The following is a 26,391-nucleotide window of genomic DNA, read 5'->3' on the forward strand; positions in this document are numbered from 1 at the left end:
TATAGAAGTTTCATAGCTCAAAAAAAACGGAGAAGTCACCCATGAAAATTCCTGTCGAAATCAGTTATCGAGGAGTAGAAAAAACCGATACTATTGAAACCTTAATTGACGAAAAAGTTGCTAAACTCGAAAAATTTTGTAATTATCTAAATAGTTGTCATATAGCTGTTGAAAAAATTCATGACCGTCCCCGCAGTGGTTCCCCCTATCGTGTTCGCATTGATATAACTGTACCTCCAAGTCATGAACTGGTGGCGGAAAGTAATCCCGCCGAGCAAAATCAATATGTTGAACTAGATAGAGTCATTCGGGATGCTTTTAGTAAAGCCGAGCGGCAAGTTAAAGAACTTTCCCGACAACAACGCGACAGTGATCAAGCGAAATCCGGTGCAGCCCAAGATACAGAAGCTTTAGTGGTTAGGCTATTTCCCGAGCAAGATTATGGCTTTCTAAAAACTTTAGACGGTGAAGAAATTTACTTCCATCGCAATAGTGTCCTTCATAATGACTTTGAGCGTTTAGCGGTTGGTACTGGTGTACGATATTCGGCCATCGAAGATGATCAAGGGCCCAGAGCTACCACAGTACAAATTGTCGATAAACCGGGTGCGAATGTTGGCAAATCTGATATCAACCTTGTTGAGCCGCCTTTGGGCTGGGAGTAGTATTAATATATTAATCAAACGCCCTAACCCCGAAGGTTGGGCGAAGTTTCTGTTTAAATTTGACTAAAGTTTATGGTTATTTTTAGGGGATTTTTGACGCTTAAAAACGGTTCCTATTCCCAGTGCTGTTGCCGCGCCTAAAAGTGTCAAAGGTTCAGGACTAACTTCGGACATCAAATCGTTGTGTTTAATCGAGAGTGCATAACTCCTACCAACCTCAAAACCCAAAAAATCTGCAAAAAGTTATAATAACTATAGCCTTTACAATGACCGTTGCAATGGTTGACATCCCCCTTTTGGTAGAAAAATAGAGCGGCAGGAACAGGATGAAGACCTTTTGACAATATATTCCCTTTGCGCCTTTGCACCTTTGCGCGAAACACAAACACCCCAAAACCCTATGGCAAACGCTATTATATGAAGGACTGTTAAGTTTTGCTTGCTTCATGTCTAACCCCAATCGTATTCGCATTCGCGGCGCAAGACAACACAATCTCAAAAACATCGATCTCGAACTCCCCCGAGATCAACTGATCGTCTTTACTGGGGTATCCGGTTCAGGAAAATCATCCCTCGCCTTTGACACCATATTTGCCGAAGGACAACGCCGCTACGTTGAGTCTCTCAGCGCCTATGCAAGACAATTTTTAGGACAATTAGACAAACCCGATGTAGACGCAATTGAAGGACTCAGTCCGGCCATTTCCATCGATCAAAAGTCCACCTCCCATAACCCACGTTCCACAGTAGGCACCGTTACCGAAATATACGACTATCTCAGACTCCTTTTCGGACGCGCAGGAGAACCCCATTGTCCCCACTGTGATCGCAATATTGCCCCCCAAACCATCGATCAAATGTGTGATCGGGTGATGGAACTCCCAGAACGCACCCGCTTTCAAATACTCTCTCCTGTGGTTCGAGGAAAAAAAGGCACTCACAAGCAACTCTTATCTAGTCTCGTCTCTCAAGGGTTCGTCCGCATTAGAATTGATGGGGAAGTGCGGGAATTAACCGATGATATTGAATTAGATAAAAATTACAAACACGATATCGAGATTGTTGTTGATCGCTTAATCAAAAAGCCAGGGGTAGAGGAACGCTTAGTAGATTCTTTAACCACCTGTTTGCGGCACTCTACAGGAATTGCTGTTATTGAAATCTTAGAGGAACCCTCGCAAGACGCGCACTTTTCCCATTATGAAGAAAATCATACCACAAACGGAAAAAATCCGCAAGCCGCTACAACCAAAAAACCCCAAGAAATTATCTTTTCAGAAAACTTCGCTTGTCCGGAACATGGCGCAGTCATGGAGGAATTATCACCGAGATTATTCTCCTTTAATTCCCCTTATGGAGCTTGTCCTCATTGTCATGGTTTAGGCTGTCTAAAAACCTTTTCTCCCGAGCTAATTATTCCTGACCCCAAGCAACCCGTATATAGTGCCATTGCCCCTTGGTCAGATAAAGACAATTCTTATTATCTTTCCCTGTTGTATAGTGTGGGGAAAAGTTGCGGCTTTGAGATCAAAACCCCTTGGAATAAATTAACCGAAGAACAACAAACTATTTTATTGTATGGAAGAGATGAGCCGATCTGGTTTGAGGGAGAGTCTCGCCATAAAAGTAAAGGTCATTTCCTGAATTTTTCGGGAATCATCAACATTTTAGATCGTTCTTATCAAGATACTGGTTCAGATTTAATTAAACAAAAACTGGAAAAATATATCGTTAATCAACCCTGTGAAGTGTGTCAAGGAAAACGACTCAAACCTGAAGCCTTGGCCGTCAGATTAGGACAATATCGGATTATTGATTTAACTGATGTTTCGATTCGAGACTGTTTAGAAAGAATCAACGATTTAAAACTCAGCCCCAGGCAGGCCGTTATCGGACAACTCGCCCTCAAAGAAATCATTGCACGCCTACAATTTCTCATGGATGTCGGCTTAGATTATTTAACCCTAAATCGAGCGGCTATGACTTTATCTGGCGGCGAAGCGCAACGCATCAGATTAGCGACTCAAATCGGTTCAGGATTAACCGGAGTATTATATGTCTTAGATGAACCCAGTATCGGACTCCATCAACGGGACAATGGACGGTTATTAAATACGCTGAAAAAACTGCGAAACTTAGGCAATACTTTAATCGTTGTGGAACATGATGAAGACACCATCCGCACTGCTGATTATTTGGTGGATATTGGCCCAAAAGCGGGAAGACATGGCGGCGAAATTGTCTGTCAAGGCAATCTAGAAACTTTACTCAATACAGAAACCTCTTTAACCGGGGCTTATTTATCGGGGCGTAGGGTAATAGAAACTCCCCCGACTAGAAGACAAGGAAATGGCTCATTTCTGCTGTTAAAAGACTGTTATCAGAATAACCTTAAACACATTGATGTAGAAATTCCTCTCGGGAAATTGGTCTGTATTACGGGGGTATCGGGTTCGGGAAAATCTACCCTAATTAATGAATTATTATATCCCGCGTTACAGCATTATTTATCTCGCACAGTTCCCTTACCGAAACAGTTAGGAGTCATAAAAGGATTAGAAGAAGTTGATAAAGTCATTGTGATTGATCAATCTCCCATTGGTAGAACTCCCCGTTCTAATCCTGCCACTTATACAGGCGTATTTGATAGCATTCGAGAAATATTTGCCCTAACAGTAGAAGCCAAATCTAGAGGTTATAAACCCGGACAATTTTCTTTTAATGTCAAAGGAGGAAGATGTGAAGCTTGCGCCGGACAAGGGGTAAATGTGATTGAAATGAACTTTTTACCGGATGTCTATGTGCAATGTGAAGTGTGTAAAGGTGCGCGTTATAGTCGGGAAACTTTACAGGTGAAATATAAGGGCTATTCTATCGCGGATGTGTTAGATATGACGGTAGACGAAGCGTTAGAAGTCTTTCAAAATATTCCCAGGGCAGTCAACCGTTTACAGACTTTAGTAGATGTAGGATTAGGTTATGTTAAATTAGGACAAAGTGCCCCGACTTTATCGGGAGGAGAAGCGCAACGAGTCAAGTTAGCCTCAGAATTATCGCGCCGCGCCACAGGAAAAACATTATATTTAATTGATGAACCCACCACAGGATTATCATTTTATGATGTGCATCATTTGTTAAATGTATTACAGAGATTAGTAGACAAAGGCAATTCGATTATTGTGATCGAACATAATTTAGATGTGATTCGTTGTGCAGATTGGATTATCGATTTAGGTCCAGAAGGAGGAGATAGGGGAGGAGAAATTATTGCCGAAGGAACCCCCGAAGAAGTGGCACTGAATGATAGCTCTTATACTGGGCAATTTTTGCATACTGTTTTAAAACAACACCCGCCAAAAATGATTGAAACTTAAAAAATTGGATGGAGACACAACTCATCCAAGGCACTTTGATCAACCGGTTTAAAAATCATTAGGCAGCCTAATTTTGTTTGGCAAAAGGGGTCTATTTAGAGGCTTTTTTGGCAAGTTTTTTGCTTTTAAACACAGTCCCAAAACTGAGGGCTGTTGCTACACCAAGAAGCGTTAGCGGTTCAGGGACAGATTGAACAGGTTGAATTTGATCAAAATATATTGGTTCCGAACCATAGTCTAATGAGTCTGAGTCTTGGCGAACTAGCTCACCGAAAATGTTATATTCTTCAAAGTAAATTACACCACTTAGATCATATTGATCACCGTTGAGCAAAAGAGTATAATTTCCGTATCCTGAAAAACAACCGCCGAATTCGTTACAATAACGACCATCACCAAAACCAAAAGAACCACTACTTTCACCATAAACGCCTACTAAAAAACCTGATTCATCGATATTAAATGAAACCTCGCCCTGTAAGTCAACTATTTCAGGGTCAGGAAAAGAAACGGACGGAATAACTGAAGCTTGAAAATAAGAGGATACATCCGTATAGGGTCCTTGAGGATTAGTATAGGAAAAACTGACGTACCCATTGCCTGAGTCCCTAAAGAAATCAGAAAAAAAATAAAATTGATAATAAGCTTGCTTGGTCACTTCTGCCGCTTGGATAGGTTTTATGGGGGACAAAGCTAAAAGAGAGCAAGAAATAGCTAAAACTGGACTAAATTTGACAAGTTGTTTAAGCATTTTTTTATCTAGTTTATGCAAGTTAAATTGTTTGAAATACTCTCAATATATTAGGAATTACGCACCCAGAAGCTGAAAAAACGATTTTATGTCATTGCTCAGGAGATGCGAAGCAATCTAAAACTGCGATTTTTTCGTTACAGTGCGTAAGCCCTATATATTTCTTGTCCCAGAATTGACGACTTTTGGACAAAAAAATTGCAAGATAAAACTCTTTAGTTAAAATCCAATTAGGTAAGAACCCTAATCAATATTCTATAAGTAAGTTCTTATTTGTCTTCTTCCTATTGGCTTAAGTATATTTACTTTTTGCTCATTTTTTTCGATTTTTCTCCCCTAGAATTCTATTTAAATTGGGACTGACATCTAAAAAATAATTGTTTAAAGTGGAAGATGCGTTAAAAACTTTTATCTTTAAAAAATATGTTGCAAATTTCTCGAAAAATAGCAGTATTTGGACTTGCTATAATGGGATTAAGCATCACTCCAGTTGCCGCTAAATCTTTGACTCTTCAAGAGACAAATCAATCAGCTATGGTGGTTGGTACTGATAATCAAGTCAAACAAGAGGTTAATCAAGTTCTCTCAAATTATTTTGCTATTAATTATGATTTAAACAGTCAAAATTTTCAGATTATTAGCTTGCCAGAAATTGACAATAATTTAAGGATTAAACAATCATCAAAACAAGAAACTTTTATTAGCGGCAGTCAGAATAAAGTAATTCAAAAAAACCAGCAAATTCAAATTAATTATTTTAATATTTCTCTTTTAAATTTACCAAAAAATAATTCAAAAAACAGCAATTTTATTTTACATTTTTTAGATAATATCAGTGATATAAGCGAGAATAATAAACCCATTATAACAGAGCAACTAAGCTCTCAAAAAGTCTTCATTGATGGGGAGGAAAACCAAGTTACACAACAGGTAAATCAAATAGTCATGGGCATCTTTTATTTGAATACAGAATCTTATTTTACCCCCTCAATAACAGAAATTGTTCAAGAGAGTTTTTCGCAAAGTTTAAACCTAGGTAAATCGAACCAAATCACTCAAGAACTCAAGCAAACTTGGCTTGATCTTTTCCTATTTGGAACAGAGGGAGGGAGGGACAGTTTAAGTTTAGATGAATTAATACAGTCAGCTAGTGAAGCGGATCTTTTTTCTGAGATAGAATTACTGATGAATGAAAAAAATTTATTTCCTTACAGCTATAGAGGTCAAACAAGTTATTTTAGCCGCGCCGAATTACCGCCAACAGTATCAGTTCCAGAACCCAGTTCTGTCATTAACCTATTGGCAGTAGGAATTATCGGTATTACGGTAAAGATTTATCAAAATTTCAAGCCCTAAATTTGGGATTGCTTCTGGCATAAAAATCATAAGCAATCACTTCTACCACTGCCCCCTCTTCAAGAAGCGGCTCAACACATAGTCGAAATTTTTCCCAAACTTGACAAGCAATTTTGTAGTTGGGACAATTGATGCGGTAAGTCGAATTACTGACACAAGCAGTCTGGCAACCAGCAGGAAGAACTAATGATAAGAGCATCTGAAGGCTATTGAAATTTAAAGTTTTTTCAGTCATTGATGAATCTTTAGTTTTTTTTAAGAATTTCATCTCATCTTAGCAGAATTTAGGAAGTTTACAAAAAACTCCCTTGTCTAGTTTCGGTTCTTTGAGACTTACCTTACTTAAATCTATCAGTTGTCAAACCCTTAGCTTGGCACTTCGCGCTGAGGTGGAAAACCATGCTGTAATCTGCCTTCATCAGCATCATATTTTTTCGAGCTTTTAAACAACTCAAAGCGCCCATCGGCGGCATATTCAGCCACTCTAGAACGCAAGGCTTGCATTTCTTGTGCGTTCATGGGCTGGAAACCCTTAGCAATGGCTAAATTTTGCCGCAGAATAGCCAAAGAATCAATGCCGCTCACTGTGGTTGCAACGGGTAGACTCATGGCATAGCGGAGGGCTTCTTGTGGGGTTATAATGCCTTTTTTAATCGCTTCTCCATTGCCGCTCATACTTTTCATCCCAATGGCTGCAATGCCTCGTTGATTCAAGACCGGTAGAACTTGCTGCTCAAAGCTTTCAAAGGTTGCATCAAAACAGTTGAGCGGCATTTGTACGGTATCAAACGGATAGTTATAAGACAGCATCTTCAGATGAATTGCAGGGTTTTTATGACCCGTAAAACCGACAAAACGGACTTTACCCTCTTTTTTCGCCTGAGTCAGGGCTTCAATGGCTCCATTTTCTCGAAAAATCATTTCAGGGTCATTATAATAAACCACTTCATGAATTTGCCATAAGTCCAAATAATCGGTTTTCAGGCGGCGAAGAGATTCTTCGAGTTGTTGCATTGCTACTTTGCGGTCACGTCCATGAGTACAAACTTTCGTCATCAAAAAGACTTTATCCCGTCGTCCCTGTAAAGCTTCCCCCATCCATTCTTCGCTTTTGTGCTGGTTATATTCCCAGGCATTATCCATAAAAGTAATCCCATTATCAATGGCTTCATGAGCAACGCGCATGGCTTCTTCTTTGGTTTTCACTTGACCCAAACTAGCCCCCCCTAGACCAATGGCTGATACTTGCACGCCGGTTTTGCCGAGAGGACGCAAAGGAATCTCACCAGTAGCGGCTTGTTGAGTAATGATAGTTTCTTGAGGAATATTAGCGGCTTCGGTTTTGGAATTGCTGTTAAATAAAATATGTTCGGCTAGGGCGGCTCCTGTTCCTACTCCAATAAAACTTAATCCTTGCAGAAACCGACGGCGTTTTAATTCTGAAAAGGATTCTTTTTGATTCTGGTCGTTAGTCATGGTCTAGTGGGATGAATTTAATTACTTTACATTGAGCAAAGTTAAATTAGATTGATACATCTATCGAAAGTATATAGTTAATCTCTTAGTCAAGCCCTAAACAGGGAATAACTATAAGCTTAAAGCGGCTATTTGAGGCGAAAACTATGAAAACAAAACTCACCCTAGATGGAGCTTTTTAGCTGACATTAGGGTAACTTGCTTTAAAAACCGATTCAAATATTTAATCTTTAAATAAATCGACTCTTAAATCTTCGGGTGGATCTAAAGGAGGAGGAGCGACTGCGGGATTTTCAAGAAGCTCTCTAGGATTTACCACGACCGTTGTGTCTTGAGGATTATCAGAACTTTCTACAGGGGCATTTTCTTGGGCTTGCTCCTGTTTTTCTTGCGGTTGTTTTTGAGTAGTTTCACTCATTTTAAACTCTTTTAGACAATTTTTCTTCGAGTCTAAACGGCTCATTCTCATCAAACAACTATCTTAAGGATTATATCTAACAATCTTATATAATTTAATCTGGAGTCAATAGCAAGGTGACTATCATGGCCACAGGAATGATGATCGATGGACAGTGGACAACAGAAGGCTATCAAAAAGATACTCAAGGCCGCTTTTTGAGAAATCCTACCACTTTTCGGAATTGGATTAGTGCTGATAATACCAGTCAATTTAAGGTTGAACCTGACCGCTATCACCTATATGTTTCCTATGCCTGTCCTTGGGCACATCGTACCCTGATCATGCGAAAAATTAAGGGATTAGAAAATGTGATTAGTGTATCCATTGTTAATCCTCTCATGTTAAATGATGGGTGGACATTTGAAGCGTTTGAAGGTTCTACAGGTGATGAGATTAATGGCACAAACTATCTGCGGGAAGTTTATGCTAAAGCTGATCCAAAATATACAGGACGGGTAACTGTTCCGGTTTTGTGGGATAAGCAAACCGAGACAATTGTTAATAATGAATCTCGTGAAATTATCCGAATATTTGATCTAGAATTTGATGGGTTAGCTGAACATCAAGTTAACTTTTGCCCACTGGACTTCAAGGAACAGATTGATCAAACGATTGATGCAATTTACAATCCGATCAATAATGGCGTTTACCGAGCCGGATTTGCCAAGTCTCAAGAAGCTTATGAAGAAGCGGTTGGTGAACTATTTGAGGCCTTAGATTATTGGGACAAGATTTTAGAAAAACAATCTTATCTTTGTGGGGATTTTATTACCGAAGCAGATTGGTGTATGTTTACCACTTTGTTACGTTTTGATGCTGTGTATTATGTTCATTTTAAGTGTAATCTACATCATTTATGGGATTATGCTAATTTATGGAATTATTTCAAACGACTGTATCATTATCCCGGGGTGAAAGAAACCTGTAATTTAGACCATATCAAGCAGCACTATTACAGAAGTCATCCTCATATTAATCCGAGTGGTATTGTTCCCACTGGGCCGATTATTAATTTTGAATAATTTGATCTAAATCATCAAATCTTTGTAGAGGCGTGCGCTGGTAACGTCTCTACAGGGTAAAAAGATTAAAAACGCCCTATTTGACTACCAACCCTTAAAATCTATTTTTTCTGACCAGAAAAAAATTGTGATAATCCGTCAAACATTTAGCCGTAAATTCTCTGATGCTTTATTGAAGTCGAACATATATCATATTTATATTAAGAAATTATTCGCCGCTTTTGTTGTCTTAAAAAGAGATTGCAAGGGCAAATTTTTGGCGATTTTTTCGAGAATTCCTAGCTACTCATAAAATTATGATTAACACCAACGAGCCAGACAGCAAGCAATTATCTACAGGTCTTCTCCTGTTAGGGGGAGTTATATTTTTATTCGGGCAGTTATGTCCTTTATTTGTTCCTCTGGTTGCTTTATCCCATTGGTCTACTGCTTGGAAAACCAGTATTTCTGGCTTATTAGTGTTTGGAGTTCCTGAAATATTTATGCTAATATCCGTTGCTATTGTCGGTCAAACTGGCTTTAAGTTAATCAAAGAAAAAATCTTTGCTTCTACTAGAATCTTAACACCATAGTAAAGGGTCTAGCTGATAATAGTTTTTGAGAACTTCATAAAGCCGAGGATGTTTCCTCAAGAGTTGTTGCGGTTTTTCAAAAAAAGTTTCGGTAGCAACTGCAAAAAATTCGGCAGGATGGGTTGCTCCATATTCATTAATGACAGTTTTTTTTCCTTGCTTTATTTGTTGGCATAATTGTTGATATTCTTGGCTAAAAACTCTTGCCCAAGTGATATAATCCGACTTATGCGATAAAATTGGTACACCATCAGTTTGCCCGTCTTCTTGATCGAGTTGATGGGCAAATTCATGTAAAATGACATTGTGTCCATCCTGCCAATGGTCAAGGTCCCATCGAATCTGCTCATAAGATAGCACCACTTGACCGCCTTTTCCCCAGGATTCGCCGCTTAAAATTTGTCTTTGTTCTGCTTGTATATAATCGTAAGGTGAGCTAGTTCTGTTGACAATAAAAATGCTAGGATACACTAAGATAGAATAGAGCTTAGGATAATATTCTCCCCTTTCATTAAGTAACAACAAGCAAGCTTGAGCCGCAATCGTTAGTTTAACTTCTTCAGTAATTTTAAACCCTTGACAGCCTATAAATTGTTTTTCTGCTAAAAAAACCTGTATATGTCCCTGTAGCCGCTTTTGTAGAGAGCTTGACAACTCAGGATAAACTCGAGAATGGGTTTGCAAAAAAACTAGCCAATCTAAAGGAAAAGGTTTCTTTTTGAGACTCTCGCGTCGTAGTCGAGTTAGCAGAGATTTTCCCCAAATAAAGGTTATGATAATTCCCAAAACTAACCCAAGTACAACGGTTGGAATCATCTTCAAGAACTAAGAATTAAATTTACTTCTATCTTAGTTAACTTAAAAGACTATTAGCGAGTTCCTTTTTTGCGATAGCGAGAAGAGAACCGACGACGTTCTTTTTGTCTGGCGATCGCTTTTCGTTTACGTTTTTCAATAGGCGTTTCAAAATGTCTATGTTTTTTTAGATCAGGAAAAATGCCGGCTTGGGAAACTTCCTTTTTAAATCGACGTAACGCTGACTCTATGCCTTCGTTTTGTCCAACAATAATTTGGGCCACTCTAATTACTCCGGAAACTGTTTCATCATGAACAAAAATTATTCAGAGTCAACCATTCAACATCTGGTTGACATTCCTAAAATTGTAGCAATTAAGGTTAAATTTAATAGCGACGACCGCCACCACCACCAGCACCGCCACCGCCGCGACTTCCGCCACCACCGGAATAACCTCCTTTATTAAAGCTTCCTCCTGACGAAGGGCGTTTATCTTGACGAGGTCTAGCTTTGCTGACTTTTAATTCTCGCCCCATCCATTCTGCGCCATCTAAGGCTTCTATTGCTTTGGTTTCTTCTGCATCTGAGTCTAAATCTACAAAAGCAAAGCCTCGGACTCTCCCCGACTCTCGATCTATTGGCAGTTTGACTTGTTTTACTGTTCCATATTCTCCAAAGACTTCCTTAATATCATCTTGAGTTACTTGGTAGGGAAGATTTCCCACATAGATTGACATAACGCCTCTCCGAACTTGATTAATTTCGAGATATGGCTTCGGAGAAACGTCTAACTCAAACTGCAAAACGGTTTACTCTTCCGAAAATATCTCTTCAATATATTAGCTTAACACAGTTTCACCTAAGTGATTTGCCTGAAGCGATACCCTTTATTTTTGTAACATCTGCTGAACTTGATTTTGAAGCTTAGGGTCAGTCCGAACGGCTTCAAAAATTTGTTTATATCTTTCAACTTCGAATTTTTCTGTGGCAAAAACTTGTTTCATCTTAGCTTCGGCTTGTTCTTGAAGTGGAGTAATTTTTGCGACAACTTTTTTAAAACTTTCCATTTCTGCTTGACTGACCGGAGGGGTGGGGGCTTCTTTAGAATCTGTAGAATTTATGATCCAATTCCCAATAACGTTAAAACGATCTATCGTCATTCCTTCTTGTTGAATAACGTCAATCATTTGTTGTGTCGTTTGCTTATCAATGGCCACTAACTGTGCATGAACCTTAACAAATTGTTCAAGTTCAGCGTTGCTAATATTAGATGCTGATGCCTGAGCTATGTGTGTTTGAGAGACAACGGTTTGAGCTTGAGCCGGATTGAGCCAACAAAATGCACAGGATGCGATCATCACACTGATAGTGGTCACGGCTTTTTTTTGGAACTTTTTCTGGCTTTTGAATAACATGACACTTCTCCTTTTTTTAACGGTTTACAAATGTTAATCCGGAGAAGAGCCTAGCTACCCTTAAAGTGCAAACCTAATCACCGAACATCATTATGCTTTAGATGATAACATCTCAAAAGTGAAAATTGAGAAAAGAGAAAACTGAAAAAATCGTAAAACCTCAAGTCATCTATAACTCAAATATGCGCTCTGTTTGCATCAAAAACTACTCAAAAGGTTCCTATCCCTCTGTAAGCCGCTACCCTGATCAAAGTGCGGCTCCTTACCCATCTAACTCTCCTTCCATTACCGATGCGATCGCCTGTTTAGTATTGCTTTGAAACTCTTTGATATTGACCTGTTTAAGGACATTAATCGCTAACAAAGCTATTAAGGCTTCTAGGCCAAACACCAGACAATAGCCTAATAAGGGATTTTTGAACAAATATTTCCCGAGATCTAAAATCACGCCTCCACCGGAGGTAGCAATTCCTCGGGACATAGATTGAGCGAGTCCCCATGCACCGACAAAGGTTCCTGCGGTTTCTGCGGCGGTGAGGTCGAGCATTAAACTAATTGCACCTATGGTGGTCACGCCGGCAGCAATGCCAAATAATAGAACAGCCGCTTTAAGAACGATTTGTTCGCTCGTAAACCCTGCCAGAATAATTAAACCAAAACAGACTGCCACCGCGATACAACCGATTTTTGTCGTCAAGGTTTTACCTAAACGAGGAATCACCAAAAAGCCAGTAGTTCCATAGCCAATTAAAATCCCGATGCCCCAAAAAGAATTCAGCATCGTGGTTTCTCCCACAGCCATCCCAAAAATCTGACCGCCATAGGGTTCTAGCACCGCCTCTTGCAAGAACAGACTGAGGCTAACCATCACTAAAAAACTAAAAAAGAATCCGGTTTGACGACTTGCCGTTAAAACTTTCCAGGCTGTAGCTAGGGTAATACTATCTTCGCGCTCGGCTACGGTAGAACGTAATCGGTAACGGGAATATTTTTTCTCGATTCCCCAAGTGGCTATAAGGGCAAAAACTAAAACAATCAAAGGAATTACCGTAAAAATCAAGTTTATGGGCCCTTTTAAAACTTCCAGGGAGATCGATCCATTAGCTTGTTCTAAAGGAGATAATAACTTTTTACCGGTAATGCCGCCAATAACAATCCCAACCATCAACATTGACCAAACAATGGCCACTATTTTCGAGCGATTTTCTTCTTCAGAAACATCTACCAATAAGGCTGTAAAAGGAGTAGAACTCGCGCTAACCGCTAACCCATAAATGGCAAAAACCCCGGCGAGTAAGGTACTCCAGCCGAGAATTTCCGCGTTCCATTGCCATTGTCCGGAGTTTTTGATCGCGCTTCCCAGTTGCCAAACCACTTGCACCGACAAGAAGGCGGCTATCCCTAAAACCAGAGTGCCTAGACGAACGTAACTGCTGCGATGAAGACCAAAAAGCGGTTTAGCATCGGACATTTGGCCAAACCAAATTCTAGCCGGGGCGACTAATTGAGAGATGGCTAAGGTTCCGGCGGCCACGGTGGCGGGGATACCTAATTCAGAAATCATCACCCGGTTGAGTACCGCCAGCGTTAGAACAGACATTAATCCTATGCCAAGGTTAAATAACCCTAACCGAAATATGGTCAAAGGAGTGACTGGGGGTAAATTGTTTTCCCGGGTGGACATAGAAGAAGTTGAATATAGGGTTTAACTCTAGATTATTGTAAACGATTCTTAGAAGCTTATAAATCAGGCGGCGCATGAGCGGCGATCAAAGGTCTGCAAATCGTTGATTTCTCGATATGCTAGAAATACTTATAGATAGTGGACAGCAAAAAATAATGTTAGATTTTGCCTCTGTTTGCGAATTCTCCCGCACTAACTGTATTGCCATCTGCGCTTTTTTGGTTCCCCTTAACTTATTGGCGACTTCCTCCACTTTATTATTGCTGTTTTGGCGGCAACCTCGTCCACAAGTGCGCTTTTCGGCTACCCTAGCGGGATTTTTCGCTTTAACTCTTTTCTTCCATGTGGCTACCTGGTTAATTATCGGGGTTGTGATGATGCCTACTTTTATTCTCTCAGGCTTGGGGATAACCTGTTTGCTGATTAATTTTAAAGCTATTCAGGATACTGAACGCTTGGAAAACTGGTTACAAGTTGCCCGAGGGATGATCAAAGCCTAACATTCTCCCAAATTAACTCTTAAGCCGTTTCCGTTCCCCTGAGTCCCAGGGGAAATTTAAAATAAGCTAATCCTAGTCAAAATTCTAAGAGAGTTAATTGATTTTTAGTTGAGGCGTTTTCGGGCGTTTCTAAATCTTCCCACTTAGGGGAGACTCCCTCTAACAATTTTTGAGCCGCTTCTAATAATTCTAATTCAATATCTTTAAGGTCTTCACGATTATTGAGATAAGTTTTCAAAGCATCTATGGGGCCTAAATTACTTCCCACGCCTAACTCAGGTAAGCGAGGACGAGCCAATTGACTGACTAATTCAGGACGGATGGTATAACTATGAGCCGCTTTTAAAGCTTCTTGAATGGTTGCGGTATTAACGAGATCCAGTTGTTCTGAACGAATCTTATAAATCAGTCTCACGACCGCATCTTTAATGTCTTTTTTGGCCAGGTATTTTAAAATCGATGCTTCTGGATCTGCTTGTGTAGAAACATCAATTTCCATCGTACAAAAACGCCGCACCGGCAAAGAGCAAAATTCCCAGTTTACCCGACCTTTTTCTATTTCAATTAACACAAAACCTTTATCTTCTTTTTCTTCACTAAAATCCACTCGTTCAATACTACCCGGATAAACAATCGGCGGGTTATTATCTTTATTAAGATTTTGATGTTTGTGAACATGGCCTAAAGCCACATAATCAAATTCTGGACGACTTAAAAGCGATATCGGCACAGTAAAACCTTTTCCCACTGCTAATAAACGTTCCGCGCCTAACGTGGCCCGATCTACCATTAAATGCCCTAATAAAACCGTCGGTAAATTCGGGTCAAGTTGACGAATTTCTCCTTCTAAAGCGGGTTCGAGTTTTTCGATTAATAAATAATTAATTTCTTCTAAAGATAACCCCTCTGTTTCAGGACGAGTCAGGAGTGTTGAACGGGTTAACCAGGGAAGAGTAATCACTTGAATCCATCCATTTTTCGTCAAAATTTTGTGGACTTCTAAACTATCTCCCACGATAAACCCAGGGACAGCTAGGGTACGATAAATACATAGACTAGCGCCCCCATTTCCTTGAGAATGTTGATCGTGATTTCCCACTAATAAAACGGTAGGAATATCAGCATCAGCAAGACGACGAAATTGAGCCGCGAATGCTTCTTGAACATAGGGAGGGGGTGTGGCATCCGGGAAGGCATCGCCGCCAAATAATACTAAATCTACTGGCTCATTAATGGCTTTGTCGATACACAAACTTAAGGTTTTAACAAAATCTTCTAACCGGGTATTTAAGCCGGTTTCTGGGTTAATGCGCCCGTGAGAAAAACCACTGCCGATATGAATATCTGATAGGTGTAAAATTTTAATCATTAGTATTAGTCATTAGTCGTTAGTCATTAGTTATTAGTCATTAATTTTTCCTCTTTCTCCCTTCCTCTATTGCCTATTCCCTCCAAAGCCATTTTGACTCTAGCACGCACGGCAATTTCTGGATCATTAATGCTCATTTCACTGAATTGTCCAATAATTTGTTGTACCAGTCCTGAATTAGAAGAAACCACCGATAAGGCTAAATTTTGCAACCCAACAACAGCCGCATAACGAACTACCCATTCAGGATCTTGAGCTACTTGTAAAAGGGTATCTAAGACTTGTTTTTGTTTTGATTCTATCTCCTCATCAGGAACTTTTGACCAAATAATATTCCCTAACCCTCTAGCCGCAGCGCGGCGTACACTTAAAGAAAAATCTGTTATGGCGGCTTCTACGAGAAGACCTAAAGCACGAGGATCGCCAATACCGGCTAAAGCACGAGTGGCCCAAGCTCTAGCACCATAATTATAACCATCCAGGTTGTCTAAAAGTGGGGTAACAGCCGCTTGACCGATGTCTATTAAACCATCGACTGCGGCTACGGCGGCTCCGGGGTTGTTGTATCTCAATACATCAATTAAGGTAGGAATAGCTGCCTCGTGGCGTACCGCAGCTAATGCTTTAACGGCATCTAAAAGTTTATCAGAAGAGTCGGCTCCCTCAACCTCTTGAATTAATCCTTTGACTTTTTCGGTGCTGACCATTGATTCGTTATCTATGTACCTTTTCTTTATTTAATTTATCATTGATGTTGATTAAAATAACATATTAATCCTCAATTAATGATCTTTAAAAAGTATAAATCAATGCCTTATAGTCAATTTACTTTAGAAGGAGTCAAAAAAGCTTTTAATTTAACGCTTTGTGATCGCTTTGATCTTTTTGCCGATATTCCTGACCTTGAACCGAGTAGTTTTCTTAAGGAGACTTTGGATTATAATGTGCCTCTTGCTTTAGCCATTGATAGCAAAAAAGCCCGTTCTGAATATTTTTTTAATATATGATGGATAGCGGCTAAATGAATTAAATAAACATAATCTTTGTCTTGATAACTGGGTAAAACAATTAAAGCGCCTGATGGGTGTTGAAAAAGTTGATGATTACCTGTAATGGTTTCAGAAAAAAATCCTAGTTTTAAAAGTAAATTTTTAAGGTCTAAATAGAGGATTTTACTAGGTTTCATGGCGAATTATTATCGTGAAGTTGTGACCCTAGAGCGATAGCCGGGCGAATCTATAAATATTGCTCCTCTTCTAATTAAATCTTGTTTTAAGATTTCGTCAATTCCTTCATTGTCGCCAAATTGAGCATTTTCAACATTTACGCCGCTAAGGTCAGCACCGCCGAGGTAAGCATCGAAGAGGTAAGCATCGAAGAGGTTAGCACCGCTGAGGTTAGCACCGCCGAGGTAAGCACCGCTGAGGATAGCACAGCTGAGGTCAGCACCGCTGAGGATAGCACGGCTGAGGTCAGCACCGCTGAGGATAGCACAGCTGAGGTCAGCACCGATCAGGTCAGCACCGATCAGGTAAGCACCGATCAGGTAAGCACCGCTGAGGTTAACACCGCTGAGGTTAGCACAGCTGAGGTTAGCACCTTTTAAATCTTCAGCTAAACTTAAACCGGCAATCTCAGCCAACTTTACAAAATTGGCTTGATCAGCTTGTACCACCTCTAGAGTTAGTCTTTGAAGTTCTTTATCAGAAATATTTTTAGATAAAAGCACTCTCAAAATTGATTGTTGATTAACATCAATACGTGACTTATCTAACTGGCATAACCTTAAAAGTTCTTTTACAGTTGAAGGTTTGACAGTTTGCGTCTGTTGTCTTTGAGGCGGCTCTAAATCTTCTGGTTCCTCTGCCGACTCAAACTCTGTTAACCGTCTAGCTTCACTCCAAGCAACAAACCCTACTCCTACAACAAAACTTAACCCCACAATAAACCCTGAAGGTTTCCTACCCGTCAACAGCAACATCACGATCAACCCAACAAAGACGATCACACTTTGCCCAACTAATGACTTAAAACTCGCCTTAGCATCCTGATATAAACTCATCCTGTTACGGTTGGGAACCATGGCCAGACCCTCCCTTTTTCGGCAAAAGACTCTTAAAATCAACTAAAAAACGAGCAAGAATTCGACCCGCTAAAACAATCCACAATAAAAAATCTGATGTCACTATAATAAAACAAGCATAACGAGAAGACCCTAAAGCATTTTCTTGCAGACAAACATCATAACTAGAGAATTCTTTACCTATAATTATACGGCCAATTAAACTAGGAATCTGAAGCAGAAGACTAAGGGCGATAGCATCTTGCACCGACTCATAAAAAGTTCGCCACAGTCCCCCCATTAAACGCTGACCAATTAGATCTAATGGTTCTAGAATATTTTCTAATATCGATTCAATTCGTTGACCCCAAGATGTTTTAGGGCGTTGTGGGTTTGGGGGTTGAGCCATCTATCCAGGGATATGAATTGGGTAGGATAGTTTTAGTATAGTTGATCTTGAGCTAAAAAACAGATTAAAACAACATATTTATGAGCGAATACGAGGCAGTCATCATATTTTTACCAAAGATGAAGTTGAAGAAATTTTAAACCTACAACCTCAACAAGGAAAAGCTAAAATCTATAAAGTTAAGCAAATTCGCAATATATTTCTCAAATATCAATTAGGAGAGCAAGATGAAAATTCGCTATGAACTGATTATTTATTGGAGTGAAGAAGATCAAGCCTTTATCGTTGAAGTTCCCGAATTAGCAGGATGTATGGCAGATGGAGAAACTTATCAAGAAGCGGTACAAAATGCCGAGATAATTATTAAACAATGGATTGAAACGGCTCAAGAATTAGGCCGAGAAATTCCTAAACCAAAAGGAAAACTAATGTTGGCTTAGAAAGGTCAACTATGATTGCTGCTTTTGCTTGATCCGTTGTAACTTTTGCTGACGTAAATTTGCATCGAATTTAGCAATAACTTCTTCTAACTGTAATCCCACTTCCTCAAAATCTAGACCTGCGCGACGTAAATTATTAATTAATCTTGCATTGACAGAAGGATCGGGGATAGTTGGTTTATTACTCATGGTAGTCTCCACTCTAGTTTGATTTCTTGGATCTATATATTTAAGCCCCCTCACCTTGTATTAGAGGGGGTTGGGGGAGAGGTAAAACCTCTATTTTTTTCCCTTAGTTTCTAACTTCAACACCCGGCTTTTTAGGTCTTGATTTTCCTGTTTCATCTGATCTAATTCCTCCCGTAACTCCTTAATTGCCTTATCAGAACCTAAATTTTTCCGTACATTTTCTATCGCTTCCTCAGCCAGGCGGCGAACTCTTCCATCTGGGGTTTGTTCGGCTAAAGATTGTAAAATTCCCATCGCTTTTGGGGTTTCCATTTGTCCTAAAGCATTGGCCACTGCCACTTGAATTAAGAAAAAGCCTTCTTGAGAAAGAATCTCTAATTGCTCTAAAATGGTTGCTAATTTATCGGGAGTTTGACCCGTAGAAACAGCCCCTAAAGCGCGAATAGCCGATAACCGTAAAGCTTGAGGAACACCGGGTTTTGTATATTCTAAAATCAAGTCAGCCGCCACCGGAGACGTTTTCAATTGACTTAACCCGCCAATAGCACCGGACCTTACTACTTCATTCCATCCGCCCCGTTCATGTAAAATCCATCTTAATACATCAATCACTTCTCCTTCTTTCTCTTTTAAATTGCCAGAAACCATCCCACCTAAAACTCGCGCGGCCGATGCTTCTGTATAATAACTCGCATCACCTCGACACAAAAATTCTTTTACCGTTTCATAAGTTTGAAAGGTTTTTATCTCTCCTAATGCTTCTATTACAGCGCGGCGAACTTTGGCATTCTCATCTTCTAAGCCCTTAATTAAAGCCGTTGCCGCTTGAGTGAGTTGTATTTTTCCTAACTGTTTAGCGACCTCAAAACGAACTCCCCAAAATCGATCTGTTCTCAGAGATTCAGATAGCGCGTCAATGGCTTCTAGCCCTCCTTTTTTAGCAATAGTAATGGCTGCATAGATCCGAGAGATGGGATCAGGGTCATATTTTAACTGTGCTATGAGTTCTGATAGGGGATAGTCTAACTCAACCGTTTTTAAGAAATTATTGCCCACATCAAAACTGATAAAATCGGGTTTTTTCTTGCGGGGAATATAAAAAGTTTGTTCTTTTTCATGGAGGCGAAATGTATAAGTTTTGAGTTTGATTTTTTCGGTATCGTCTTTGTGTTTAAGATAGCCAAAGCCCACCGGTATTTTTAGATCAAATAATTCTTTTTCGTTATCTTTGGCTTGAGTTTGAGTCACCGTTAACTTAACTAATTTACTATCTCCATCCCAAGAATAGGCAATTTTTAAATCGGGATGTCCTCCGCGAAAAACATATTGATCAAAAATGAAAGAAAGATTATAGCCGGTGGCTTTATCGATCGCTCTCAATAAATCTATGGTTTCTACGGTAGAGTGAGCGTTATCATTCACAAAAGTATGAATCGCTTTATAAAATAATTCATCCCCTAAAACTGTGCGAATGATATGATAAACACAAGCGCCCTTTTCATACAAATGACGGTCATAAAGTTCGATGGCTTCTCGATAAACATGAGTCACAATAGGGCGACGATAACGCGAAGCATCTTCCTCTAAATAACTTCTCGCTTCTCCTAATAAATAATAAGCCGCTTCATCTGGACCATATTCCTGCTCTGTCCATAATACCTCAGAATAAGAAGCCATTCCCTCTTTAATCCAAGCATGGGACCAATGTTTAATAACGACCAAGTCCCCGAACCATTGATGAGCCAATTCATGAGCCACTAAACTTTCTGTGCTACGGTTATCAATAGCGGCTCTTTGATCCAATAAACAGCGATCAGTGAGTAAGGTGGTAGAAGTATTTTCCATTCCCCCAAAGATAAAATCATCCACGCAAACTTGAGCATATTTAGGAAAGGGATAACGATAGCCAAACTTTTGACTAAAAAAGTCGATCATGCGCGGCGTTTTCGACATACTCCGCCACCCATCTTCTTCTCGGCCTTTTTGCACGTAGTAGAGAACCGGGACATCATGCCATTGATCTCGCATTTCGGCAAAATCTCCCACCGCTAAAGTCATCAAATAGGTAGGATGCACTTGCTTTTGTAGCCAATGGTAAATTTTTTCTTCTCCGACTTCTTCAGTGTGGATCAATTCCCCATTAGAAATGGCTAAATAGTATTTAGGAACTTTTACGCGAATTTCTGAAGTGGCTAGTTGTCCGGGATAATCAAAACAGGGAAACCAAAACCTAGAGTCTTCATCCTCTCCTTGAGTCCAAACTTGAACCGGTTTATGGGGATAATATTCTTCTGGACCGACAAAATATAAGCCGCGCTGAGGTTGAATAGCTTGGTAATTAATAGCAATATTAATAGGTCTTTCTTCGGTGGGGTTAAGCAGATTAATGATTAACTGATTTCCATCATAATCATAGGGTTGACTCACACTATCGACCAAAACCGATTCTATTTGTAACTTGACCGCATCTAGCGTTAATTGAGTAATTCCCCGGCGAACAGGAGTCAGCCTAATGGTACAAGTTCCTTGAAAACTTTTATTAGGAATATTTAAAGATAAGTCTAAAAAAATATGATTAACTTGTCCAGGGCGATCAGGGTTGTAGTGGGGTTTCGCGCCTGGGAGTTCAAAGGGTTTACGGTTGTTGTCTTCGCTGTCGAAATAGGTGTTTAACATATCGTCTATTTGTCAATTGGCTTCTTGACTTTTGTTATCATTTCCTGATTTTTCTGGATGATTGAGAATTCATTGTTTACGGTTTATGGATGACATTCAGTATCTACAATGAATAATCAACAAGCAAAACTCAATAGTCATGATAACTTTAACCCTTCAGTCTGGGTTAACTTTAAGTTTTATTACAAATTTTGTTAAGCTCTATTTCAACTTTGGACAAACTAGAGGGATCTCGATCATAGATAGTAGAACTCTATGGTAGGATGCCATTCGTACTCGCTCAAAGTTTAGGAGAAAGACCTTGGTGTTAAGGGTTGCTGTTGTTGGTTCAGGTCCGGCCGGCTCCTCGGCGGCGGAAACACTAGCTAAAGCTGGAATTGAAACTTATCTGTTTGAACGGAAGCTAGATAATGCTAAACCCTGCGGTGGGGCTATTCCCCTGTGCATGGTGAGCGAATTTGATCTCCCGCCGGAAATTATTGATAGACGGGTGAGAAAGATGAAAATGATCTCCCCCTCTAATATTGAAGTTGACATAAATCTAGATAACCAAGAAGAATATATAGGAATGTGTCGTCGGGAAGTCCTCGATGGCTATATGCGTAACCGCGCGGCTAAATTAGGGGCGACCTTAATCAATGCAACGGTTTATAAATTAGATATCCCCACTAATAATACAGACCCTTATACCATTCATTACGCGGATCACTCCGATGGCAGTATAGAAGGGATTAAGAAAACCCTAAAAGTCGATGTGGTTATTGGTGCAGATGGGGCAAATTCTCGCATCGCCAAGGCCATTGATGCAGGAGACTATAATTATGCGATCGCTTTTCAAGAACGCATTCGTCTGCCTCAAGATAAAATGGCCTATTACGAAGACATGGCAGAAATGTATGTCGGAAAAGATGTTTCTCCTGACTTTTACGCTTGGGTATTCCCCAAATATGACCACGTGGCCGTTGGAACCGGCACCATGAAGGTTAATAAGGCCATGATTAAAGATTTGCAAGCCGGCATTCGTACCCGCGCCGCTCGCAAATTAGAAGGCGGAGAGATTATTAAAGTTGAGGCACACCCGATCCCAGAACATCCCCGTCCTCGTCGTGTGGTTGGGCGCGTGGCGTTAGTGGGGGATGCTGCGGGTACTGTAACGAAGTCTTCTGGAGAAGGGATCTACTTTGCGGCGAAGTCGGCGCGGATGTGTGCTGAAACCATTGTGGAAACCTCTAACGGCGGACAGCGCATTCCTACCGAAGATGACCTCAAGCTTTATCTCAAGCGTTGGGATAAGAAATATGGCATGACTTACCTTGTCCTAGATATTTTACAACGGGTTTTCTATCGGTCTGATGCCGCCCGGGAAGCTTTTGTAGAAATGTGTTCGGATAAGGATGTTCAACGTTTAACCTTTGACAGTTATCTATATAAGACTGTTGTGCCGGCTAACCCCCTCATTCAAATGAAAATTACTGCCAAAACCATTGGTAGTTTACTACGGGGTTATGCGTTAGCACCTTAGTAAGGTTAGTTAAAAAACTCTATTTAGGGGCAAGTATAGCCGCTTGGCCCCTATTTTATCGTTTTTTTTGCCTTCTAATACCATAATTGCGGAATAAGGTCATAATGACCAGCTTGTTCAGAGGGAAATTCTCCGGCTTCTATTTTTTCAATAATATGAGGTAAAGCTTTAATAAAAGCGGGACTTCTATCAATAGGATGTAGAGTCCAAGCTTTGGGATTTGTTAAAGTTGCTCGTATATAATCAGTTTGTTCTAGTTTTTTAGATACCATGATTTCCCAAGATTCTAATTTACCTTTCCCTGCATAAATATTCAAATAATTTTTTATAAATAGAGGAAATCGATTGAGGAACGATTGCCGATAAGAACGCCAAATAATCGGTAAAGGAAGCAACTGCTCAAAACGTTTACGGTTAATTAAATATAGACGACTGCCAAAGAATTTAAATTGATAAAAACCATCAGGATGTAATTGATAAGAGGCTTTTTGAAAGATCGTTCCATCGGCTGTAGGCGGTCCCGCAAGAGGTCTAACAAACATTATCTTAGAATGCTTGTCCATTAACTCTATCCCTTCTTTTATCCAACTAAAATCCGGCTGTTGGTACATCATCATATCGCTATCAAAATGCACCATATAATCGCTTTTACATTCTTCAATCTTAAAAATAGAACCTAAAATTGGATAACCTTTGTAGTTATGAGTAGCACGAAGCGGACTCCCAAAATGTTTGTTAAATATACGTTGGCGATAGCTAGGATCATAATTAAAATCCACGACTCGATCAATAACTTTCGCTTCTAATAATTTTTGAGTTAGGGTTCTGAGTTCTTCCATTGTCCCAATACCAGGACGTAACAGTTTATCACCACTCAAAGGAGCCGTATCTATCGCTAACACCCGTTCCTCAAAGGGAAAGTGACTCATTCTGAGTATATGAGGTATGGTGTGCATCATGAACGCTACATCAGTGCGTGCTACAAAAATCCAGAGAGAACAGGTTGGAAAATTCATAATGCTCCGTACAGATAGATTAACCTGAGTTGGGGATAAGGAAAGGGAGAGGTGATCGACTGAAAAACCGAAAACCATTCAGCCACCTCGCTCTATGCTTAGTATAAATTTTTAATTTTGCCATGTCGATTATTTTTGTCAACAATTTGAACCTCAATGGTAAAAAAACCTACTTAATTATGGACTGACTACTCGACTCTGCTTAACGCGAACTCAGGTTAGATTACTTTTGTATTATGTTAGTGGTTTTAACGCTCATAATATAAAAGAGACAAGGTTAATAGTCTTGTCTCTTCGATGAGGTTTATTAATATTTAGACCGCCTTTAGACAAAAGATTGAACAGTTGGGGAATGAGTCTGAAAGTTTTGTAAAGATTCTTGTAAAGAAGCAACCTGATTTAAAAGATTGTGAAGTGCTTCTCCTTCGATGACCTCAGTTTCTAATAATTGTTGAGTAATCTGATTAAGTAGACTCCGATTATAGTTTAAAATGATTAACGCTTGCTGATAACTGCCCTCGACAATTTGTTTGACCTCTTCATCAATCGCTTTAGCGGTTTCATCGCTAACCGGACGGCGGTTACTTCCATTGCCGTAGTTCAAAAAGTTACTGGAATTTCCCTTATCATAGGCTAAAGGTCCCAGTACCTTACTCATTCCATAAGTGGTTACCATGCGTTCAGCAATTTCAGTCGCCCGTCGTAAATCATCAGAAGCACCATTCGTTACATGGCCAAAGATGATTTCTTCTGCCGCCCGGCCACCTAGTAACATGGCAATTTGTTGGCGATATTCCTCTTCAGTCATTAAAAAACGGTCTTCGGTGGGAAGTTTGAGGGTATAACCCAAAGCTGACATCCCCCGAGGCACGATGGAAATTTTCTCAACTTTGCCGCCGCCAGGCATCACAGCGCCCACGATTGCATGACCGACTTCATGATAAGCCACAATCTCTTTTTCTTCTTGGCTGAGAACTCGACTTTTCTTTTCTAATCCGGCGATGACTCGTTCGATGGCTTCTTTAAAATCTTGCTGAGAAACTTTTTCCTGTTGCCTACGGGCAGCCAATAGGGCAGCCTCATTGACTAAATTGGCTAAATCTGCACCGGCAAAACCGGGAGTCGAAGTGGCGATCGCTTTTAGATTCACATCCTCGGCTAACTGAATCTTGCGGGCATAAATTTCTAGAATGGCTAAGCGTCCTGATAAATCCGGACGATCTACCAAGACTTGACGATCAAATCTGCCTGGACGTAACAAGGCTGGATCTAGGGTTTCTGGGCGGTTGGTAGCGGCTAAAACAATGACGGTCGCCTCTCCCACACCAAACCCATCCATTTCGGTTAATAACTGATTGAGGGTTTGTTCGCGTTCATCATTACCGCCACTGCTTGTCCCCCCACTGGCGCGGGATTTTCCAATGGCATCTAATTCATCAATAAATATAATACAGGGCGCTTGCTGTTTAGCCTGTTCAAATAAATCTCGGACTCGCGCCGCACCCGTTCCGACAAATAATTCTACAAATTCTGAGGCAGAAATACTAAAAAAGGTGACTCCGGCTTCTCCGGCTACGGCTTTGGCTAATAAGGTTTTACCAGTCCCCGGTGGTCCCACTAATAGCACTCCTTTAGGAATACGTGCCCCAATACGCTTAAAACGTTCTGGATCTTTGAGAAACTCGACAATTTCTACTAATTCAGTTTTCGCCTCTTCTGCTCCTGCTACATCAGCAAAAGTAATTTGATCGGCTTCTCCCTCTAGATAAACTTTGGCCTTATTTTTATTAAACAGAAGAGAATGACGAGTATCATCATTGCGATAGACAAAATACTGCATCGCCGCCACTAATATTATCGGAGGCACAACCCAGGCTAATAGAGTGGTTAACCAGCCATATTTAGGCGGGGGGGCGGCTTCAAAGACAACGCCTTTAGCTCTAAGAAATTGGGGAAGTTGTGGATCACTCAGAGGAATGGTGGCTAGGATTTTGCCGGGTTGAGTATTGGTTGTGCCTTCGGAGCGACTGCCAGATGAATAAAAAGGATTGCCGCTATCTTGTGGCGTGATCGGATTACTGGGGATGACATTTTCTAGTGCTGGAAGATCAGAAGGAGAAGGCTTAAGCTTGTAGAGAATGATCTCATCCCCGATTCTTGCCTGTTCTACTTCTCCTTTGTCCACTTGTTCTAAAAAGGTACTGTAAGGATTCAGGGGAATATCTGAAACACTGGCAGAACGGGGCCAAAATAAATAGGCAACGAACGATACACCAGCCAGAATCAGGATCAAGCTGCCGAGGGGTGGAATTCGAGGCGGTTGCCATTTATTTTTAATCGTCATACTTTTTTAGCGTCCAGCTTTACTCATCTTTAATTTTAGCAATTTGTCGAGACATTTTTTGTTCAACCTATTCGCTATTCTCCCCAAGTTGCCAAATTATCCCTTCTTTTTCTGAGCAATAGGTGGTCTACAAGTTTTTACCTAAACTGAGTAATATTTGTGTTTAAACTTTACAAGGGAAAAGGGTATTTTTTCGCAAAACCTTTCTTCAGACAGAAGGCTTACTCAACAGTTGTCGATAGCTTGAACAATAAAGACATAACCATCTCGCGCTTCTAAGCGTTGAAAATTAA

At 40.2% G+C, this 26,391-nt stretch carries 27 protein-coding genes; 8 read left to right on the forward strand and 19 right to left on the reverse strand.

Annotation, left to right across the window (positions count from 1 at the left end):
• The first annotated feature begins 41 nt into the window (after positions 1 to 41).
• Entirely contained in the window at positions 42 to 665 is a 624-nt protein-coding gene (locus CYAN7822_RS11840; protein ID WP_013322510.1) for an HPF/RaiA family ribosome-associated protein, read from the forward strand.
• Between the two features lie 63 nt (positions 666 to 728).
• On the opposite strand, the gene CYAN7822_RS35655 is transcribed toward CYAN7822_RS11840, so the two are convergent.
• Entirely contained in the window at positions 729 to 839 is a 111-nt protein-coding gene (locus CYAN7822_RS35655) for a PEP-CTERM sorting domain-containing protein (RefSeq protein WP_071881420.1), read from the reverse strand.
• A 272-nt stretch (positions 840 to 1,111) separates the two neighbouring features.
• Here CYAN7822_RS35655 and uvrA point away from each other — a divergent pair, with 272 nt between their 5' ends.
• A complete protein-coding gene (gene uvrA, locus CYAN7822_RS11845) occupies positions 1,112 to 4,039 on the forward strand; it encodes an excinuclease ABC subunit UvrA (protein WP_013322511.1) in 2,928 nt (975 codons plus the stop codon).
• Between the two features lie 91 nt (positions 4,040 to 4,130).
• Here uvrA and CYAN7822_RS11850 read toward each other — a convergent pair whose 3' ends face one another.
• The gene (locus CYAN7822_RS11850; protein WP_013322512.1) at positions 4,131 to 4,790 is read right to left on the reverse strand and encodes a PEP-CTERM sorting domain-containing protein; all 660 of its coding nucleotides are present in this window, start codon (positions 4,788 to 4,790) and stop codon (positions 4,131 to 4,133) included.
• A 423-nt stretch (positions 4,791 to 5,213) separates the two neighbouring features.
• Here CYAN7822_RS11850 and CYAN7822_RS11855 point away from each other — a divergent pair, with 423 nt between their 5' ends.
• Positions 5,214 to 6,146: a hypothetical protein gene (locus CYAN7822_RS11855; RefSeq protein WP_013322513.1), complete on the forward strand. Its 933-nt coding sequence runs from the start codon at positions 5,214 to 5,216 to the stop codon at positions 6,144 to 6,146.
• Here the strand turns inward: CYAN7822_RS11855 and CYAN7822_RS11860 are convergent.
• The 3 genes from CYAN7822_RS11860 to CYAN7822_RS11870 form a co-directional block, all read right to left on the reverse strand.
• Positions 6,136 to 6,381 (reverse strand): hypothetical protein, encoded by a 246-nt coding sequence (locus CYAN7822_RS11860; RefSeq protein WP_013322514.1) that lies wholly within the window; start codon positions 6,379 to 6,381, stop codon positions 6,136 to 6,138. The genes CYAN7822_RS11855 and CYAN7822_RS11860 overlap by 11 nt on opposite strands.
• A gap of 131 nt (positions 6,382 to 6,512) precedes the next feature.
• Positions 6,513 to 7,622 carry an aldo/keto reductase gene (locus CYAN7822_RS11865; RefSeq protein WP_013322515.1) on the reverse strand — a complete coding sequence of 370 codons (1,110 nt, stop codon included), beginning with the start codon at positions 7,620 to 7,622 and terminating at the stop codon, positions 6,513 to 6,515.
• Positions 7,623 to 7,845: 223 nt separating this feature from the next.
• A complete protein-coding gene (locus CYAN7822_RS11870) occupies positions 7,846 to 8,040 on the reverse strand; it encodes a hypothetical protein (RefSeq protein ID WP_157871807.1) in 195 nt (64 codons plus the stop codon).
• A gap of 125 nt (positions 8,041 to 8,165) precedes the next feature.
• On the opposite strand from CYAN7822_RS11870, the gene CYAN7822_RS11875 reads away from it, so the two are divergent.
• Together CYAN7822_RS11875 and CYAN7822_RS11880 are read left to right on the forward strand one after the other, a co-directional pair.
• Positions 8,166 to 9,104 (forward strand): glutathione S-transferase family protein, encoded by a 939-nt coding sequence (locus CYAN7822_RS11875; RefSeq protein WP_013322517.1) that lies wholly within the window; start codon positions 8,166 to 8,168, stop codon positions 9,102 to 9,104.
• Between the two features lie 296 nt (positions 9,105 to 9,400).
• Entirely contained in the window at positions 9,401 to 9,676 is a 276-nt protein-coding gene (locus CYAN7822_RS11880; RefSeq protein WP_013322518.1) for a hypothetical protein, read from the forward strand.
• Here CYAN7822_RS11880 and CYAN7822_RS11885 read toward each other — a convergent pair.
• The 5 genes from CYAN7822_RS11885 to CYAN7822_RS11905 all read right to left on the reverse strand — a co-directional run bounded on the left by CYAN7822_RS11885 (position 9,665) and on the right by CYAN7822_RS11905 (position 13,571).
• Positions 9,665 to 10,492, reverse strand: a complete 828-nt coding sequence (locus CYAN7822_RS11885) for a M90 family metallopeptidase (protein ID WP_013322519.1) — start codon at positions 10,490 to 10,492, stop codon at positions 9,665 to 9,667. The two genes, CYAN7822_RS11880 and CYAN7822_RS11885, sit on opposite strands and share 12 nt — an antisense overlap.
• A 53-nt stretch (positions 10,493 to 10,545) precedes the next feature.
• Positions 10,546 to 10,755, reverse strand: coding sequence for a 30S ribosomal protein S21 (rpsU, locus tag CYAN7822_RS11890; protein WP_013322520.1), 210 nt, complete (start codon positions 10,753 to 10,755; stop codon positions 10,546 to 10,548).
• Positions 10,756 to 10,858: 103 nt separating this feature from the next.
• Positions 10,859 to 11,209 carry an RNA recognition motif domain-containing protein gene (locus CYAN7822_RS11895; protein WP_013322521.1) on the reverse strand — a complete coding sequence of 117 codons (351 nt, stop codon included), beginning with the start codon at positions 11,207 to 11,209 and terminating at the stop codon, positions 10,859 to 10,861.
• A 150-nt stretch (positions 11,210 to 11,359) separates the two neighbouring features.
• On the reverse strand, positions 11,360 to 11,887 hold the full coding sequence (locus tag CYAN7822_RS11900) for a DUF4168 domain-containing protein (RefSeq protein ID WP_013322522.1): 528 nt from the start codon (positions 11,885 to 11,887) through the stop codon (positions 11,360 to 11,362).
• Positions 11,888 to 12,149: 262 nt separating this feature from the next.
• Entirely contained in the window at positions 12,150 to 13,571 is a 1,422-nt protein-coding gene (locus CYAN7822_RS11905) for a BCD family MFS transporter (RefSeq protein ID WP_013322523.1), read from the reverse strand.
• 155 nt (positions 13,572 to 13,726) lie between these two features.
• Here CYAN7822_RS11905 and CYAN7822_RS11910 point away from each other — a divergent pair, with 155 nt between their 5' ends.
• Positions 13,727 to 14,071 (forward strand): hypothetical protein, encoded by a 345-nt coding sequence (locus CYAN7822_RS11910; RefSeq protein ID WP_013322524.1) that lies wholly within the window; start codon positions 13,727 to 13,729, stop codon positions 14,069 to 14,071.
• Positions 14,072 to 14,147: 76 nt separating this feature from the next.
• On the opposite strand, the gene sbcD is transcribed toward CYAN7822_RS11910, so the two are convergent.
• From sbcD to CYAN7822_RS11935, 5 genes are all read right to left on the reverse strand, one after another.
• Positions 14,148 to 15,440, reverse strand: coding sequence for an exonuclease subunit SbcD (gene sbcD / locus CYAN7822_RS11915; protein ID WP_013322525.1), 1,293 nt, complete (start codon positions 15,438 to 15,440; stop codon positions 14,148 to 14,150).
• 26 nt (positions 15,441 to 15,466) lie between these two features.
• A complete protein-coding gene (locus CYAN7822_RS11920) occupies positions 15,467 to 16,147 on the reverse strand; it encodes a C-phycocyanin alpha-cysteine-84 phycocyanobilin lyase subunit CpcF (protein ID WP_013322526.1) in 681 nt (226 codons plus the stop codon).
• Positions 16,148 to 16,377: 230 nt separating this feature from the next.
• Positions 16,378 to 16,626, reverse strand: coding sequence for a hypothetical protein (locus tag CYAN7822_RS37655; protein ID WP_071881421.1), 249 nt, complete (start codon positions 16,624 to 16,626; stop codon positions 16,378 to 16,380).
• Between the two features lie 9 nt (positions 16,627 to 16,635).
• Entirely contained in the window at positions 16,636 to 17,523 is an 888-nt protein-coding gene (locus CYAN7822_RS11930; RefSeq protein WP_013322528.1) for a pentapeptide repeat-containing protein, read from the reverse strand.
• Entirely contained in the window at positions 17,507 to 17,911 is a 405-nt protein-coding gene (locus CYAN7822_RS11935) for a hypothetical protein (protein WP_013322529.1), read from the reverse strand. Before CYAN7822_RS11935 ends, CYAN7822_RS11930 begins: the two co-directional genes overlap by 17 nt.
• Before the next feature lie 227 nt (positions 17,912 to 18,138).
• Here CYAN7822_RS11935 and CYAN7822_RS11940 point away from each other — a divergent pair, with 227 nt between their 5' ends.
• Positions 18,139 to 18,351, forward strand: a complete 213-nt coding sequence (locus CYAN7822_RS11940) for a type II toxin-antitoxin system HicB family antitoxin (protein WP_013322530.1) — start codon at positions 18,139 to 18,141, stop codon at positions 18,349 to 18,351.
• Positions 18,352 to 18,360: 9 nt separating this feature from the next.
• Here CYAN7822_RS11940 and CYAN7822_RS11945 read toward each other — a convergent pair whose 3' ends face one another.
• Positions 18,361 to 18,540: a hypothetical protein gene (locus CYAN7822_RS11945; protein ID WP_013322531.1), complete on the reverse strand. Its 180-nt coding sequence runs from the start codon at positions 18,538 to 18,540 to the stop codon at positions 18,361 to 18,363.
• Positions 18,541 to 18,630: 90 nt separating this feature from the next.
• Positions 18,631 to 21,216, reverse strand: coding sequence for a M1 family metallopeptidase (locus tag CYAN7822_RS11950; RefSeq protein WP_013322532.1), 2,586 nt, complete (start codon positions 21,214 to 21,216; stop codon positions 18,631 to 18,633).
• 301 nt (positions 21,217 to 21,517) lie between these two features.
• Here CYAN7822_RS11950 and chlP point away from each other — a divergent pair, with 301 nt between their 5' ends.
• On the forward strand, positions 21,518 to 22,738 hold the full coding sequence (chlP, locus tag CYAN7822_RS11955) for a geranylgeranyl reductase (protein WP_216701576.1): 1,221 nt from the start codon (positions 21,518 to 21,520) through the stop codon (positions 22,736 to 22,738).
• Positions 22,739 to 22,812: 74 nt separating this feature from the next.
• On the opposite strand, the gene CYAN7822_RS11960 is transcribed toward chlP, so the two are convergent.
• On the reverse strand, positions 22,813 to 23,754 hold the full coding sequence (locus CYAN7822_RS11960; RefSeq protein ID WP_013322534.1) for a hypothetical protein: 942 nt from the start codon (positions 23,752 to 23,754) through the stop codon (positions 22,813 to 22,815).
• A 325-nt stretch (positions 23,755 to 24,079) separates the two neighbouring features.
• The gene (gene ftsH, locus CYAN7822_RS11965) at positions 24,080 to 26,098 is read right to left on the reverse strand and encodes an ATP-dependent zinc metalloprotease FtsH (RefSeq protein ID WP_013322535.1); all 2,019 of its coding nucleotides are present in this window, start codon (positions 26,096 to 26,098) and stop codon (positions 24,080 to 24,082) included.
• Positions 26,099 to 26,391 lie beyond the last annotated feature (293 nt).

The organism is Gloeothece verrucosa PCC 7822 (assembly GCF_000147335.1).
GTDB classification, from domain to species: Bacteria; Cyanobacteriota; Cyanobacteriia; order Cyanobacteriales; family Microcystaceae; genus Gloeothece; species Gloeothece verrucosa.